Here is a 14,475-nt window from a genome sequence, read left to right as displayed (position 1 = left end):
GGTGCTCATCGGCCGCCGGCCGGCCGGGTTGAGCCGATCCGCTCACAGTCCGTGGCAGTTGCCCAGGGAGATCCGGACAATGGGCCGGGTGAGTGACCTGCGCACCGAGACACCGTCCCCGGCCGTCCTCCGCCCGGCCGCCGTGCTCTTCGACATGGACGGCACCCTGATCGACAGCGAGAAGGTCTGGGAGATCGCGATCGTCGAGCTGGCCCGTGCGTACGGCGGCGAGCTCTCCGAGCGGGCCCGGGCCGCCATGGTCGGCGTGGCCATGGGCGAGTCCATGCGGATCATGTACGAGGACCTCGGCCAGACCTGGCGCGACCCGGACGCCGGTGCCCGCGAGCTGGAGGACCGGGTCGCCGGCCTGTTCACGTCCGGCCTGGTCTGGCGTCCCGGCGCGACGGTGCTGCTGGCCGCGGTCCGCGCCGCCGGCATCCCGACCGCGCTGGTCACCTCGACCAGCCGCCGCCTGGTCGAGGTCGCGCTGGACACGCTCGGCCGCGACTCGTTCGACGCCGTGGTCTGCGGCGACGAGGTCCCCGCGAACAAGCCGGACCCCGCGCCGTACCGGATGGCCGCGGACGCGCTCGGCGTCGACGTCACCGCGTGCGTCGCGATCGAGGACTCGCCGGCCGGCATCGCGTCCGCCCGCGCCGCCGGTGCCACCGTGCTCGCGGTCCCCTGCGAGCTCGACCTCAGCCACCTGCACGGTGAGACCGGCATCCACCTCCGCGGTTCGCTCGACGACGTGGACGTCCCGCACCTCGCCACGCTGCTCGTACCCTCCAAAGCCTAAAAGTCCATAAAGGGCAATTGCGGCATTGTACGCAATGCGCTCGGTCCGCCCCGGGCGGCGCGGCCGACAAGCCAGTTCCGGCGGCGGGACGTAGGCTGCTTGGGGTGAGCATGGAAAGGGTGATGGCGTGACGGAGTTCGACGGGCTGCCCATGCTGCGATCCCCGGTGGCGGTCGTGGCGTTCGAGGGGTGGAACGACGCGGCCGACGCGTCGACTGCCGCCGTCGAGCACCTGGAACAGGTGTGGGACGCACGCAAGGTCACCGAGCTTGACCCGGAGGAGTTCTACGACTTCCAGGTCAGCCGCCCGACGGTGACCATGACCGAGGGTGAGACGCGCAGCATCGAGTGGCCCAGCACCAGGTTCATGGTGGCCAGCCCGCCCGGTGCCGAGCGCGACGTGGTGCTGATCCGCGGCATCGAGCCGAGCATGCGCTGGCGCACGTTCTGCGAGCAGATCCTCGAGGTCTGCCACAGCATGGAGATCACCAAGGTGGTCCTGCTGGGCGCGCTGCTGGCCGACGTGCCGTACTCGCGGCCCCTGCCGATCAGCGGCGGTGCCACCGAGATCGGCGCGGCCGAGCGCTACAAGCTGGTTCCGACCCGGTACGACGGGCCGACCGGCATCGTCGGCGTGCTGCACGACGCGGCCACGCGGGCCGACCTGGAGGCGGTCTCGTTCTGGGTGCACGTGCCGCACTACGCGAACAATCCGCCCTGCCCGAAGGCGACGCTCGCGCTGCTGCACCGGATCGAGGACGTCCTGGACATCCCGGTGCCGACCGCGGACCTCGAGGAGGAGACCGCGGAGTGGGAGGAGCGCGTCCGCGCCGCCGCCGAGCAGGACGCGGAGCTCGGTGAGTACGTACGGGAGCTGGAGGAGCGCTCGCAGGACGCCGGCATCCAGCCGCTGTCCGGCGACGAGATCGCCAAGGAGTTCGAGAAGTACCTGCGCCGCCGCGGCGGCTCCACCGGCCCGACGGCCGGTTCCTGGTAAACGGTTGTTCCCGGGGGCGGGCGGCCCGCCCCCGGCACGTCACACGGCGGGCTCGACGATCCCGTACCGGGCCATGACGACCGCGCGACGGCGGGCGTTGACCACCCGCACCCGGCGCCGGACGAAGAAGACGTCGGCCAGCGTCCACAGCCCCAGGCCGCCGAGCGTGAACAGCATCGCGGCCGACTGCGCGGTGTCACCGAGATAGAACCGGTGGCCGCCGAAGATGCCGGTAACGGCCCACAGCGCGAACGCGACGCGCGTGTCCTTCGCGACCGACGCGTACTCCGCCTCCGCCCGCGCGACTCCCAGCCGTTCCCACTCCGGCAGCATCGTCCACCACTCTAACCGGGTGTCACGGTGGCGCACACCACCCACCGTAGGGCATCCTAGGAACCTAGCCGCAAGAGAAGGGCAGGTCGCATGGCCCAGATCAATCCCGGCGCCGCCGAGTTTCCGCATCGGCAGATCGCCGACCAGCTCAGGGCGCAGATCCGGCGTGGCGACTGGCAGCCGGGCGAACGCCTGCCGTCGATCCCGGGGATCGCGGAGCAGTACGGCGTGGCCAAGCAGACCGTGCAGCGGGCGATCGACCAGCTGCGCGTCGAAGGCATGCTGATCACCAAGCCGGGCTCGGGAACCTACGTCCGGGGTACGAAACGGCGCCTCAACCGGCTCTCCCGCGGGCGCTACGGCGGACACCGCGGCTACCACGCGGACCTGGCGGCCCGGTACCGGCAGCAGCTGATCGAGGTGACGCGGGCACCGGCACCGGCCGAGGTGGCGGACGCGTTCGGGGTGAAGGACGGGACCGACCTGATCGTACGGCGGCACCTGGTGCGGGTGGACGACGCGCCGGTCGAGGTGGGCGCCGCCTGGTTCAGGCCGCAGGACGCGGCCGGGACCAGCCTGGAACGGATGGAGGCGTTCGGCCGGCCGCTCTACCAGGAGGCCGAGGAGGTCATCGGGCGGCGGTACGCGTCGGCCAGCGACGTGATCAGCGCCCGGCAGCCGTCCCGCGAGGAGGCGATGATCCTGCAGATCCGGCCGGACACGCCGGTGCTGCACCTGCTGCACGTGGCGTTCGACCCGGCGCACAAGCCGATCGAGGTGTCCCAGGCGACCTGGCCGGGCCCGCAGACCACGCTGACCGAGGAGTACACGATCCCCGGCCCGGCACCGGACCCCGGCCCCGATCCCGGGCTCGCCCTGGCCTGAGTCCGGGCGACGCGGCCCGGGCCGGGACGGGAAGGCGACGGCCGCACCCGTACCCCGGGTGCGGCCGTCGATCGTGCTTTCAGAGACGCACGCCGAGCAGCGCGTCGACGGTCTCCGCGACCAGGCGGGGCGCCTCGGCGTCGCTGCGGTCGCCGTGCAGCGCGGCGGCCGCCCACTCGTCCACCGCGGCCAGCGCACCAGCCGTGTCCAGGTCGTCGGTCACCCGTGTGCGCACGGCGTCGAGCAGCGCGGCGCCGGACGGCCCACCGGCCAGCGTGATCGCCTCGCGCCACCGGGCCAGTCGCTGCTGCGCGGTCTTCAGCAGGTCGTCGGTCCACTGCCGGTCCGACCGGTAGTGGTCGGCCATCAGCGCGAGCCGGATAGCCATCGGGTCGACGTGGTCGGCGCGCAGCCGGGAGACGAAGACCAGGTTGCCCCGGGACTTCGACATCTTCTCGCCGTTCAGCCCGATCATGCCGGCGTGCGTGTAATGACCGGCGAACGGTTCCACCCCGGTCAGCCGCTCCGCGTGCGCGGCGGAGCACTCGTGGTGCGGGAAGATCAGGTCGTTGCCGCCGCCCTGCACGTCGATCCGGTCGCCGAGCAGGCCGAGCGCGATGACCGCGCACTCGATGTGCCAGCCGGGCCGGCCGGGGCCGAGCACGCCGCCGTCCCAGGCCGGCTCGCCCTCGCGCGTGCCGCGCCACAGCAGCGGGTCGAGCGGGTCCTTCTTGCCCGCGCGCTCCGGGTCGCCGCCGCGCTCGGCGAACAGCGGGAGCATCTCCTCGCGGGTCAGCCGTGACTCGTACCCGAACCGGGGCGCCGCGGCGGCGAGGTCGAAGTACACGTCGCCGGTGCCGTCCGCGAGCCGGTACGCCGCGCCCTCGGCCAGCAGGTCGGCGACCCGGGCGGCGATCGTCGGGATCGACTCGACCGCGCCCACGTAGTGCCGCGGCGGGATGATCCGCAGCGCCTCCATGTCCTCGCGGAACAGCGCGGTCTCCCGCATCGCGAGCACCACCCAGTCCTCACCGTCGCGCTCGGCGCGCTCCAGCAGCGGGTCGTCGATGTCGGTCACGTTCTGCACGTAGGCCACGTCCCGCCCGGCGTCCCGCCACGCGCGGTTGACCAGGTCGAACGCGATCATCGTGGCCGCGTGACCGAGGTGGGTCGCGTCGTAGGGCGTGATGCCGCAGACGTACATCGACGCGGAGTCGCCGGACGCCGTCACGGGGAAGACGCCCTGCCGGGACGCGTCGTACAAGCTCAACGGCCGCCCGTCACCCGGCAGCCCCGGCACCTCGTGCCCGGTCCATGGATCCATGGCGCAAGCCTAACGACCGGTACCCCGGTTCGGTCCCTACCACCGGGTGATCAAGCGCTCAGCGGCCGGCATAGAGGCGCAGCGCCCGCAGTTCCAGCGCGATCAGCCAGGTCCAGCCGAGCACGTTGGTCAGGCGCTGCCAGATGCCGAGCGTCTCCGGGAACGCGAGCCCGATCAGGAAGACCAACGGCATGGCGGCGCCGACCGCGAGGCAGTACCGGCGCCAGAACCGGGCCGGGTGCCATCGGGCGGCCGTGACACACGCCGCGACCAGCGCGACCGAGCTCACCGTCCCGGCGACGTTGTGGATCTGCCCGTGCCAGGTCGCCGCGACCGCCGGCACCGGGTCGGAGACGAACACACCGGCCAGCGCGAGACCCGCCCCGGACACCGCGACCAGCCGGCCGGTCCACCGCGTCGTGGTGCGGGCCAGCGCGATCGAGGACGCCGTGATCAGCAGCCCGGACACGACGAAGTTGATGATCTGCAGCCCGCCGCCGGGGCCGATCGCCGCCTCGCTGACCGCGTCCCGCACCGGATCGTAGTCCGGCTTGAGCACGTCGGTGAGCAGGAACAGCACGATGAACAGCGCGGCTCCGGCCGCCCCACCGGCGAGCGCCGCCCGGCGGCCTCGGTCGTCGATCGGCACGATGTCTCCCCTCGTCGCGCGCCCGGCGATCGGGCCGCTCAGGAGAGGGATGCGCGCGGTGCCGCGTTTCTGCGCCGCCGCGTGGGTGATCTGTGCCTCAGATCGGTGGCCAGGGGACGGCGGGCCAGCCCTCGGGTGGGTCGGGGAACGTGCGGCGGGCGTGGAGGCGGGCGACGCGGCGGCGGGTCGCGTGGACCTCGGCGGTGGTGAGGTGCTCGTCGAGCGCCTCACCGAGGTCACCGCGCAGGCCGGCGCGCAACTCGTCGAGCGCGGCCAGCGCCCAGTCGGGCAGACGTTTGCCGGCCCAGCCCCACAGCACGGTCCGCAGCTTCTCCTCCGCGTGGAAGCAGATGCCGTGGTCGACGCCGTAGATCCGGTCGCCGGGGCCGAGCAGCACGTGGCCGCCCTTCCGGTCGGCGTTGTTGAGCACCGCGTCCAGCACGGCGAGCCGGGCCAGCCGCTCGTCGTCCGCGTGCGCGAGCGCGTACCGCTCGCCGTCGTCGTCCTCGGCGGACGCGATCCGGAACCAGCCGGGCGGCAGCTCCCACATCGGGATGAAGCCGACGACCTGCTCGGCGTCCTCCTGCTCGTCGATCCACAGCTGGCAGGCGCCGGGCCCGAGCGGCCCGTCGCGCAATATGGTCGGCGGGATCAGCGCGAAGCCCGGGTCTCGCTCCGCCATCCAGGCCGAGACCAGGTAGGCCGAGACCTCGCGGCCGGCGAGCGTGCCGTCCGGGAAGTCCCAGAGCGGGCGTTCGCCGCGCACCGGCTTGTAGACGCAGCGGCGGGTGACCCCGTCGAGCGTCACGAACGCCCGCAGCGTCGTGTTGGAGGCGTCGACCAGGCGACCCTCGAGCTCCAGCTCACCGCGGCGGAGCAGCCGGAGCGCATCCGGCTCGTCGAGCACGCGGTCGATCTCGGTGGACGTCACGCAGCGGCCCGGTCAGCGGTGGTAGCCGTTGTGGCGCGGGCAGAGGTGACCCTTCGGGTCGAGCGGCTGGCCGCACAGCGGGCACGGCGGCCGGCCGGCGGAGAGCACGCGGCGCGCCCGGTCGATGAACGCGCGGGTCGCCTCCGGCGTCAGCCGGACGCGGAGCCGGTCGAGGTCGTCGTCGGGCTCCTCGGCCTCGTCGTCGGCGTCGTCGTCGTCGCCGATCAGCTCCTGCTCGCCCTCGCCGGCCGCGATCGCCTCGATGATCACGGTGGCGGTGTCCACGTCGAACGCCAGGCCGAGCGTGCCGACCCGGAACTCCTCGTCGACCGGCGTGTCCAGCGGGTCGTTGTCCGGGTCGCCGGCGGTGGCGAGCACGGGCAGGTCGACGCCGAACCGGCGGTGCGCCTCGGCCAGCAGCTCCTCGAGCTTCTCGGCGAGCAGGGACACCTGGACCTTCTCCAGCGCCACGCTGACCACGCGGCCGCCGCCGCGGGCCTGGAGGAAGAACGTCCGGTCGCCCGGCGTCCCCACAGTCCCGGCGACGAACCGATCCGGCGGTTCGAACGCATGCACCTGGTGGGTCATACGGAGAACCCTATCCGCCCGAACGGTCACGCGCGTAGCGCACAGGGCCGAAGAAGACCGAACCGATCGGCGGATTCCGGGCACTTGGGACAAGACTCGTGGCCATGATCACGTGCCGGTCCGGTGTGCGCCTACGGCAGCCGGCCGCCGCCCGCGCCGCCGCCCACGGCCGCGTCCGACTCGGCCGGTGCGGTGGCCCGCCGGCCGCGGTGCTTCTTGGCCGGCGGCGGGACCAGCGAGGCCAGGTCGCCACCGGTGTCGTTGGAGCGCAGCACGAACGGCCGGGTCGCGGTGTAGCGGATCGCGGTCACCGAGGCCGGGTCGGCCACGATCCGCTGGAACTGGTCCAGGTGCAGGCCCAGCGCGTCGGCCGCGATCGCCTTGATCACGTCGCCGTGGCTGCAGGCCAGCCAGACCGCCTCCGGGCCGTGCTCCGCGGTGACCTTCTCGTCCCAGCGGCGGATCGCGGCGACGGCCCGGGACGCCATCGCGGCCATCGCCTCACCGCCGGGGAACACGGCCGCGCTCGGGTGCTGCTGCACCACCGGCCACAGCGGGTCCTTGGCCAGCGTCGTCAGCTCCTGCCCCTCCCACGAGCCGTAGTCGCACTCGACGATGCCGTCCTCCAGCTGCGGCAGCGCGTCCGGCAACGCGAGCGACAGCGTCTGCCGGCAGCGCAGCAACGGACTGCAGACCACCGCGGCCAGTGGCAGCCCGGCCAGCCGGGCACCGACCGCGGCGGCCTGCGCGCGGCCGGCGTCGTCGAGCTCGACGGGCTGACGGCCGGCGAGCGCGCCGGAGGCGTTGGCGGTGGTCCGCCCATGACGGAGGAGAAGGACGGTAGCCACAGCGCTTCACACTACCCAGCCCGTACCGCCCGTGCCGTCCAGGCCGATGTCTCGCCGTCCCGCTATGCGACGCCCGCCGCCTCGTAGGCCTCCGCGACCGCGCGCAGCGTGGCGATCGAGGACTCCCGGTCCGTCGCGAACAGGTGCAGCGACAGCGTGGTCACGCCGCTCTCGGCGTACCGCTGGACGTGGTCCTTGATCCGGTCCTTCGGGCCGATCAGCGACGTGCGGTCGATGAAGTCCTGCGGGACCGCGGCGGCCGCGTCCCGTTGCCGTCCGGTGAGGTAGAGGTCCTGCACCTCGGCGGCCTCGGCGGCGAAGCCCATCCGGACCGCGATGCCGTTGTAGAAGTTCTGCTTCCGGCTGCCCATGCCGCCCACGTAGAGCGCGGCGTGCGGGCGGATCACGTCGGCGCAGGTCGCCACGTCGTCACCGAGCACGGTCGGCACGGACGCGACCACGTCGAAACCCTTGAGATCAAGACCAGCGCGGGTACGGCCGGCCGCGATCGACGCGAGCTGACCCTCGATCTGGTCCGGCGCGACGAAGATGCCCAGCCAGCCGTCGGTGACCTCGCCGGCCAGCTCCAGGTTCTTCGGGCCGACCGCGGCCAGGTAGATCGGGATGTCCGCGCGCAGCGGCCGGAAGCCGAGCTTGAGCGCCTTGCCGGGACCGTCCGGCAGCGGCAGTGTGTAGTGCTCACCGTCGTACGCGAGGACGTCGCGGCGCAGCGCGCGGCGCACGATGTCGACGTACTCGCGGGTGCGGCCGAGCGGCTTGTCGAAGCGCACGCCGTGCCAGCCCTCGGAGACCTGCGGGCCGGACACGCCGAGCCCGAGCCGGAACCGGCCGCCGGAGAACGTGTCGATCGTGGCCGCGGTCATCGCGGTCGCGGCCGGTGTGCGCGCCGGGATCTGCATGACCGCGGAGCCGACGTCGATCCGGGACGTCTGACCGGCGATCCAGGCGAGCATGCTGACCGAGTCGGAGCCGTACGCCTCGGCCACCCAGACGACGGAATAGCCGAGCCGATCCGCCTCCTGCGCGAGCGCGAGGTGGTCCGCGGGCGTGCTCCACCGCGACTGGTAGCTCAGGCTGAGTCCGAGTTTCACCGCGTTCAACCCCTTTAACCGATTTTAATACCCACGAGTAACGTCAGAGTGCCGACGAGGATATCCGTACGGCACAGTTCTTAATAAGGTTCACCCATGCAACAGCGACCGCTCGGCCGAAGCGGGCTGGCGGTTTCGCGGCTCGCGCTCGGCACCATGACGTGGGGCCGGGACACCGACGCCGACGACGCGGCCGCACAGCTGAAGAGTTACCTGGACGCGGGCGGCAACCTGGTCGACACCGCGGACGTCTACGGTGACGGCGACGCCGAGGCGGTGATCGGCTCTCTGCTGGGCGGCCTGGTCCCGCGCGAGGACCTGCTCATCGCCACCAAGGCCGGCGTACGCCCCGGCAACGGCCGCCGCCGCGACTGCTCCCGCGGCCACCTGCTGCGCAGCCTGGACGCATCGCTGCGCCGGCTCGGCACGGACTACGTCGACCTGTTCCAGGTGCACGGCTACGACCCCGCCACGCCGCTCGAGGAGACCATGTCCGCGCTCGACCACGCCGTGACCAGCGGCCGGGTGCGGTACGTCGGCCTGTCCAACTACTCCGGCTGGCAGACCGCCCGCGCCGCCGTCTGGCAGGCCGCCTACCCCGGCCGCGCGCCCGTGGTCGCCACCCAGATGGAGTACTCGCTGCTGGAACGCGGCGTCGAACGCGAGGTGCTGCCCGCCTGCGAGGCGCTCGGCCTCGGCCTGCTGCCCTGGTCCCCGCTCGGCCGCGGCGTGCTGACCGGGAAGTACCGCAACGGCCGGCCCGCCGACTCCCGCGCGGTCTCGCCGCACTTCGCCGCGTTCGTGGAGAGCTACCTCGACCCGCGCAGCTCCAGCATCGTCGAGGCGGTGGTCACCGCGGCCGGTGGACTCGGCGTCTCACCGCTGGAGGTCGCGCTGGCCTGGATCCGCGACCAGCCCGGCGTGGTCGCCCCGATCCTGGGCGCGCGGACCGTCGGCCAGCTGCTCGGGGCGCTCCAGGCGGAGTACCTGGAACTGCCCGCGGAGATAACGCTGGCGCTGGACGACGTGTCCGCCATCGGGTACGCCTACCCGGAGCGGGACGACTAGCCCGGATCGGACGCGCACCGGAAGAGCTTGTCGGCGGGTCGCGCCGAGGAGCATCCTGGTCGCCATGGACTACGAATACGCGCCGTTGCGGTTGCCAGCGAATGTCGATCGGATGACCGCCACGGCGCAGCTGGCGATCCAGGCCGAGTTCTCGGGCTGGGAGCTGGCCCGGGTGCGGCTGTTCCGGGACGGGACGCGGCAGATCATGCTGCGCCGCCGGGTTCGGGAGCAACCGCAACCGGGCCTGTCGATCTAGCGGTCCTCGTCCGGCAGCTCGAGGAACGGGTGCTCGTCGAGCCGGCCGAGCAGGCGGTCCTCCGGGCCGGGGGCGAACGGGCCGTCGCCGTCCTCCTCCTCGAACGCGTCGAGGTCCAGCGGCGCGGCGACCTCGGTCACGGTGACCAGGCCGTCGAGCGGCTCCAGCTCGGGGATGTCCAGTTCGCCGAGCGAGCCGTCGCCGCTCTGCAGCAGCTCCAGCACGGCCTCGCCGACCGAAGTGATCGGCTCGCCCAGGTCGGCGTCGTCCGCGTCCGGGCCGGCAGCGGCGCGGCGGGCGGACTCGGCGACCCGGATGAGCGCGGCGACGCTCGGCACCCGGTAGTCGCGGCGCTGGCGGACGGCGATCGCGTGCGGGTACGGGTCGGACGGCGCCTCGTGGTCGTGGTCGTGGTCGTGCGCGGCCTCGTCCTCGTCGATCGGCTTCACGTCCCACGGCGTGACCTCGTTGAACGCGTCGAGCAGCAGCTCGTCGTACTCGAACGAGGCGTTGTTCAGCGCGACGTACGCCTTGCCGACGTTGTCGTCCTCGACCGCGCCACCGCTGGCCCGGACCGCCGCGAGGTGGGCCCGCGCCGCCTCGAACACCCGCTCCAGCGCGGCGTCGAGGTCGGTCGATTGCACATCAGTCATGGAAATTTCCTCAGATCTAGGGGTGTACTCAGCAACCGCGCAGGAATCGGTCCAGCACTCGCGTGCCGAACTCTAGACCCTCCACCGGGACGCGCTCGTCGATGCCGTGGAACAGCGCGGAGAAGTTCAGGTCGGCCGGCAGCCTGAGCGGCGCGAAGCCGAAGCAGCGGATGCCGAGCCGGTTGAAGTGCTTGGCGTCGGTGCCCGCGGAGAGCATGTACGGCACCGCCCGCGCGCCCGGGTCCTCCGCCTTCAGCGCGGCTGCCATCGCGTCCACGATCGCGCCGTCGAACGACGTCTCCAGCGCCGGCTGCGGGTCCCGGGAGTCGATCTCGATGTCCGGCCCGATCAGCTCGCGCAGCTGCTCGTAGAAGAGCTCGTGCTGGCCCGGCAGCGTGCGGCAGTCGATGGTCGCGGACGCCCGGCCGGGGATCACGTTGTCCTTGTAGCCTGCGTCCAGCCGGGTCGGGTTCGCGGTGTTGCGCACCGTGGCACCGATGATGTTCGCGATCGGGCCGAGCTTCGCGATCGCCTTCTCCGGGTCGTCCAGGTCCAGCTCGATGCCGAGCAGCTCGGTGGTCTGCTCCAGGAACGTGCGCACGGTGGGAGTCACGGTCAGCGGGAACTTGTGGTTGCCGATGCGGGCGACCGCCTCGGCCAGCGCGGTCACCGCGTTGTCGTCGTGCACCATCGAGCCGTGCCCGGGGCGGCCCCTGGCGTGCAGGCGCAGCCAGTCCATGCCCTTCTGCGCGGTCTCGATCAGGTAGAGCCGCAGGTCGTCGTTGACCGTGAACGAGTAGCCGCCGACCTCGCCGATCGCCTCGGTGACGCCCTCGAACAGATCGGCTCGCTCGTCGACCAGCGCCTTCGCGCCGTACCTGCCGCCGGCCTCCTCGTCCGCGGTGAACGCGAGCACGATGTCGCGCGGCGGCACGTAACCCTCGCGGTGCCACTGCCCGACCACGGCCAGCACCATGGCGTCGAAGTCCTTCATGTCGACCGCGCCGCGGCCCCACAGGTAGCCGTCCCGGATCTCGCCGGCGAACGGGTCCACGGTCCACTCGCTCGCGTCGGCCGGCACCACGTCCAGGTGGCCGTGCACCAAAAGGCCGCCGCGCGCGGCGTCGGCACCGGGGATGCGCGCGACCAGCGAGGTGCGGCCGGGCAGCGTCTCGTGCACGACCGGCTCGATGCCGGCCGCGGTCAGCTTCTCCGCCACGTACTCCGCGGCCGCGCGTTCGCCCTTGCTGGTCTCCGGGTCACCCGTGTTGCTGGTGTCGATCCTCAGCAGGTCCCGGCAGATGCCGACAACCTCGGCCGCTTCGCTCATCCGCCTTTCTTACCATCCCGCCGTACCGGGCCGGAGTTTGCCGGTTGACCGCGGCGGGAATCACGCGTCCGCATCCGTCGCCCCTCGAGGAGGACCCGTGACACTCCCACTCCCCCCGCTCCCCGACGTGCCCGGCGACGAGACCTGGAAGCCGGCCGGCGAGGAGATCGTCACCGTGCTCACCGGCGAGCATCGGCGCATCGCCGAGCTGTGCGGCCGGCTGACCGACCCGGCCACGCCCGACGAGGAGCGCACCCGGGTGGCCGAGGTCGTCATCGCCACGCTCACCCGGCACCTCTCCGCGGAGGAGCAGTACCTCTACCCCGCGGTCGCGGGCACGCTGGAGGACGGCCGGACGCTGGCCGAGCGGGAGATCGCCGAGGACCGGGAGATCCTGCTCACGCTGCGCACACTCTCGTCCACCAAGCCGGCCGACCCGGAGTTCGACCGGCTCGCCGGTGACATCTGCGGCAAGCTCGCCCGGCACGCAGAGGTCGCGGACGGCCGGCTGCTGCCCGAACTCGCGGACGCGGCCAGCGAGGCCGACCTGATCCGGCTCGGCAACCGCATCGAGGTCGCGGAGGAGGCCGCGCCGACCCGCCCGCACCCCGGCACCCCGGCCACGCCGCCGTGGAACAAGGTCGTCGACCCGGCGGTCGCGGTGGTCGACAAGGTCCTGGACGCGGTCACGCGGCGCCCGACGTACCCGAAAGACCTTTGAAGATCTTCATTTCCCGCTTCCGGCGCGGCCGGGGTCCGCATGCTCCCGCGGGCACCGGTCGTCGCTGGCGCTCCTTCCTGCCGGCGTCCGTGTGGCCGGGAAAAACCCCGGAGCGCACATGAATGTTACAGGTATTGACACGCTCGAATTGCATTCGCGATAAAAATCAACCGATCACCATCGCCGACCGAAGGTTGTTGCGGCAACGATCCAACTCGATGGGAATGGCAACGTCGCAAGTCCCTGATCGGGTGATCTCCCGGAAACATAGCCCCAGCTCCAGGCGCTCATGGAGATCATCAGACGGAAGCGGGGTTTCCCTTGTTCTGCGCCGGCCGCCGGGCGTGGGCCGCGCGGTACCGCCGGATTGCCGCAGCACATCGCGGTGGCGCACAGCCCGGTCGGTCCCGACGACACATGGTTCGTATTTTCGGTCATACTTCCCCGCCTGAAACTCTTTCGCTTACTCCCCCGCTCGTCCTACCGTCACGCTATGAACCTGGAGCTGCGGCATCTCAAGGTGGTCTGCACGATTGCGGAAACGGGGAGTGTCACAAAGGCGGCCTCGACCTTGGGGCTCGCCCAGCCCGCGCTGACGGCGCAGCTGCAACGCATCGAACGCGCGCTCGGCGGCCCGCTGTTCGACCGGGACCGGCGCGGCGCGCGGCCGACCGCGCTCGGCGAGCTGGTGCTGGCCCGCGCGCGGGTGCTGCTGCCGGCGATGAAGGGCCTGCAGGACGAGGCGGCGCGGCTGGCCGGCAACGGCAGCGCGCTGACCCGATATCGAATCGGTTCGACGATGGGGCCGATCGTCGGCGGTCTGCTCCGCCGGCTCGCCGAGGACCAGCCCCAGGCGCAGATCACCACCTACTCCACGTGGCTGCGGGACGAGCTCTACGAGAAGCTGGCCGGCGGCCGGCTGGACTTCGCGATGCTCGGCATGTGCGGCGACTCGTCGCCGTCCGCCGAGTTCGGGCTGGCCTGGACCGCGGTCGCGGTGGACGGCGTGTGCGTGATGCTGCCGGAGAGCCACAAGGCCGCCGGTGCCGACGAGGTCGCGCTGGGCGAACTCGCGGACGACAACTGGGTGGCCGCGCCCGGCGACGGCTGCTTCGCGGACTGTTTCGCGGCCGCGTGCGCGCGGGCCGGGTTCACGCCGCGCCAGGTGTTCGAGATCGACGTGCGGGCCGCGATCGACATGGTCGAGTCCGGCGCCGCGATCGGCATCTGCCAGCCCACGTTCCGCCCACCGCCCGGCCTGGTGACGGTGCCGCTGGCCGGTACGCCGCTGCGCTGGCGGCACCTGGTCGGCTGGCACCCGGAGAGCGGCGCGGCCGGGTTCGCGCACCGGGTGGTCGAGCTGGCCACCGAGTCCTACCTGGACTCGGTCGCCCGCAACACCCGCTACCTCGACTGGGTGGCCGACAAGCCGCGCCTCGGCGTGCAGAGCCCCGCCCCGGTACACGCCGACGAGCGCCAGCCTGCCATCGCCTCCTGACCGGAGCGCTTAGCCTGGGTCGCATGACCTTGCTGGTGGTCGACGGTGCGAACGTGGTCGGCTCGGTTCCGGACGGGTGGTGGAAGGACCGCGCCGGTGCCGCCGTACGCCTGCGCGAGCGGCTGCGCCCGCTCGCCGCGGCCGGCCTGCCCGGCCTGCCGCCACCGCTGGACGTGGTGCTGGTCGTCGAGGGCCGCGCGACCGGCATCGGCGCCGCGCCCGGGGTGTCCGTGGTGGACGCGCCCGGCTCCGGCGACGACACCATCGTCGAGCTGGTGCGTGACGCGACCGACCCGGCCGTCGTGGTGGTCACCGCGGATCGCGGTCTGCGGGAGCGCGTCACCGCGCTCGGCGCGGACGTGCTCGGCCCGCGCACGGTGCGATGAGGCCGCAAAGCTGAGACGCCGATGACTGATTTGGCATGAGCAACTATTCACCGTGTTTCAAGTAGCAAATCCGGACACCGCTGGTTACGGTTGCCAC

The 14,475-nt window shown here is 72.3% G+C and carries 17 protein-coding genes; 8 read left to right on the top strand and 9 right to left on the bottom strand.

The window, feature by feature from the left end; translation table 11 throughout:
* Window positions 1–142: 142 nt before the first annotated feature.
* The gene (locus J2S42_RS35305; RefSeq protein ID WP_307249213.1) at window positions 143–799 is read left to right on the top strand and encodes an HAD family hydrolase; all 657 of its coding nucleotides are present in this window, start codon (window positions 143–145) and stop codon (window positions 797–799) included.
* Between the two features lie 127 nt (window positions 800–926).
* Complete coding sequence (locus tag J2S42_RS35300; protein WP_307246328.1) at window positions 927–1,796, top strand: PAC2 family protein; 870 nt, start codon at window positions 927–929, stop codon at window positions 1,794–1,796.
* A gap of 39 nt (window positions 1,797–1,835) precedes the next feature.
* On the opposite strand, the gene J2S42_RS35295 is transcribed toward J2S42_RS35300, so the two are convergent.
* Window positions 1,836–2,165 (bottom strand): TM2 domain-containing protein, encoded by a 330-nt coding sequence (locus J2S42_RS35295; RefSeq protein WP_307246326.1) that lies wholly within the window; start codon window positions 2,163–2,165, stop codon window positions 1,836–1,838.
* 54 nt (window positions 2,166–2,219) lie between these two features.
* On the opposite strand from J2S42_RS35295, the gene J2S42_RS35290 reads away from it, so the two are divergent.
* Entirely contained in the window at window positions 2,220–3,014 is a 795-nt protein-coding gene (locus tag J2S42_RS35290; RefSeq protein ID WP_307246324.1) for a GntR family transcriptional regulator, read from the top strand.
* A 79-nt stretch (window positions 3,015–3,093) separates the two neighbouring features.
* Here J2S42_RS35290 and mshC read toward each other — a convergent pair whose 3' ends face one another.
* The 6 genes from mshC to J2S42_RS35260 all read right to left on the bottom strand — a co-directional run bounded on the left by mshC (window position 3,094) and on the right by J2S42_RS35260 (window position 8,466).
* Window positions 3,094–4,338 carry a cysteine--1-D-myo-inosityl 2-amino-2-deoxy-alpha-D-glucopyranoside ligase gene (mshC, locus tag J2S42_RS35285; RefSeq protein WP_307246322.1) on the bottom strand — a complete coding sequence of 415 codons (1,245 nt, stop codon included), beginning with the start codon at window positions 4,336–4,338 and terminating at the stop codon, window positions 3,094–3,096.
* A 58-nt stretch (window positions 4,339–4,396) separates the two neighbouring features.
* Window positions 4,397–4,987, bottom strand: coding sequence for a DUF998 domain-containing protein (locus J2S42_RS35280; RefSeq protein WP_307246320.1), 591 nt, complete (start codon window positions 4,985–4,987; stop codon window positions 4,397–4,399).
* Window positions 4,988–5,084: 97 nt separating this feature from the next.
* A complete protein-coding gene (locus tag J2S42_RS35275) occupies window positions 5,085–5,918 on the bottom strand; it encodes an SCO1664 family protein (protein ID WP_307246318.1) in 834 nt (277 codons plus the stop codon).
* A 12-nt stretch (window positions 5,919–5,930) separates the two neighbouring features.
* On the bottom strand, window positions 5,931–6,506 hold the full coding sequence (locus J2S42_RS35270; protein WP_307246316.1) for a DUF3090 domain-containing protein: 576 nt from the start codon (window positions 6,504–6,506) through the stop codon (window positions 5,931–5,933).
* A gap of 131 nt (window positions 6,507–6,637) precedes the next feature.
* The gene (locus J2S42_RS35265; RefSeq protein WP_307246314.1) at window positions 6,638–7,354 is read right to left on the bottom strand and encodes an MSMEG_4193 family putative phosphomutase; all 717 of its coding nucleotides are present in this window, start codon (window positions 7,352–7,354) and stop codon (window positions 6,638–6,640) included.
* 62 nt (window positions 7,355–7,416) lie between these two features.
* The gene (locus J2S42_RS35260) at window positions 7,417–8,466 is read right to left on the bottom strand and encodes an LLM class F420-dependent oxidoreductase (protein ID WP_307246312.1); all 1,050 of its coding nucleotides are present in this window, start codon (window positions 8,464–8,466) and stop codon (window positions 7,417–7,419) included.
* A gap of 96 nt (window positions 8,467–8,562) precedes the next feature.
* Between J2S42_RS35260 and J2S42_RS35255 the strand changes: the two genes are divergently transcribed.
* The gene (locus J2S42_RS35255; RefSeq protein WP_307246310.1) at window positions 8,563–9,534 is read left to right on the top strand and encodes an aldo/keto reductase; all 972 of its coding nucleotides are present in this window, start codon (window positions 8,563–8,565) and stop codon (window positions 9,532–9,534) included.
* Between the two features lie 64 nt (window positions 9,535–9,598).
* Entirely contained in the window at window positions 9,599–9,790 is a 192-nt protein-coding gene (locus J2S42_RS35250) for a DUF5703 family protein (protein WP_307246308.1), read from the top strand.
* Here J2S42_RS35250 and J2S42_RS35245 read toward each other — a convergent pair.
* A complete protein-coding gene (locus tag J2S42_RS35245) occupies window positions 9,787–10,443 on the bottom strand; it encodes a hypothetical protein (RefSeq protein ID WP_307246306.1) in 657 nt (218 codons plus the stop codon). The two genes, J2S42_RS35250 and J2S42_RS35245, sit on opposite strands and share 4 nt — an antisense overlap.
* Window positions 10,444–10,471: 28 nt before the next feature.
* A complete protein-coding gene (locus J2S42_RS35240) occupies window positions 10,472–11,773 on the bottom strand; it encodes a M20/M25/M40 family metallo-hydrolase (protein ID WP_307246305.1) in 1,302 nt (433 codons plus the stop codon).
* Window positions 11,774–11,870: 97 nt separating this feature from the next.
* On the opposite strand from J2S42_RS35240, the gene J2S42_RS35235 reads away from it, so the two are divergent.
* The 3 genes from J2S42_RS35235 to J2S42_RS35225 all read left to right on the top strand — a co-directional run bounded on the left by J2S42_RS35235 (window position 11,871) and on the right by J2S42_RS35225 (window position 14,378).
* Window positions 11,871–12,494 carry a hemerythrin domain-containing protein gene (locus J2S42_RS35235; RefSeq protein ID WP_307246303.1) on the top strand — a complete coding sequence of 208 codons (624 nt, stop codon included), beginning with the start codon at window positions 11,871–11,873 and terminating at the stop codon, window positions 12,492–12,494.
* Between the two features lie 493 nt (window positions 12,495–12,987).
* The gene (locus tag J2S42_RS35230; protein ID WP_307246301.1) at window positions 12,988–13,992 is read left to right on the top strand and encodes a LysR family transcriptional regulator; all 1,005 of its coding nucleotides are present in this window, start codon (window positions 12,988–12,990) and stop codon (window positions 13,990–13,992) included.
* Between the two features lie 14 nt (window positions 13,993–14,006).
* The gene (locus J2S42_RS35225) at window positions 14,007–14,378 is read left to right on the top strand and encodes a hypothetical protein (RefSeq protein WP_370879460.1); all 372 of its coding nucleotides are present in this window, start codon (window positions 14,007–14,009) and stop codon (window positions 14,376–14,378) included.
* Window positions 14,379–14,475 lie beyond the last annotated feature (97 nt).

The organism is Catenuloplanes indicus, assembly GCF_030813715.1.
Classification (GTDB): domain Bacteria; phylum Actinomycetota; class Actinomycetes; order Mycobacteriales; family Micromonosporaceae; genus Catenuloplanes; species Catenuloplanes indicus.
Note: the sequence above shows the minus strand (reverse complement) of the source record. Positions and strands in the feature narration are given on the sequence as shown.

Excerpts from the sequence above, each read along its gene's own strand:
- J2S42_RS35290 (WP_307246324.1), top strand. The coding sequence starts at position 2,220 with ATGGCCCAGATCAATCCCGGCGCCGCCGAGTTTCCGCATCGGCAGATC.
- mshC (WP_307246322.1), bottom strand. The coding sequence starts at position 4,338 with ATGGATCCATGGACCGGGCACGAGGTGCCGGGGCTGCCGGGTGACGGG.
- J2S42_RS35270 (WP_307246316.1), bottom strand. The coding sequence starts at position 6,506 with ATGACCCACCAGGTGCATGCGTTCGAACCGCCGGATCGGTTCGTCGCC.
- J2S42_RS35255 (WP_307246310.1), top strand. The coding sequence starts at position 8,563 with ATGCAACAGCGACCGCTCGGCCGAAGCGGGCTGGCGGTTTCGCGGCTC.
- J2S42_RS35250 (WP_307246308.1), top strand. The coding sequence starts at position 9,599 with ATGGACTACGAATACGCGCCGTTGCGGTTGCCAGCGAATGTCGATCGG.
- J2S42_RS35245 (WP_307246306.1), bottom strand. The coding sequence starts at position 10,443 with ATGACTGATGTGCAATCGACCGACCTCGACGCCGCGCTGGAGCGGGTG.
- J2S42_RS35240 (WP_307246305.1), bottom strand. The coding sequence starts at position 11,773 with ATGAGCGAAGCGGCCGAGGTTGTCGGCATCTGCCGGGACCTGCTGAGG.
- J2S42_RS35230 (WP_307246301.1), top strand. The coding sequence starts at position 12,988 with ATGAACCTGGAGCTGCGGCATCTCAAGGTGGTCTGCACGATTGCGGAA.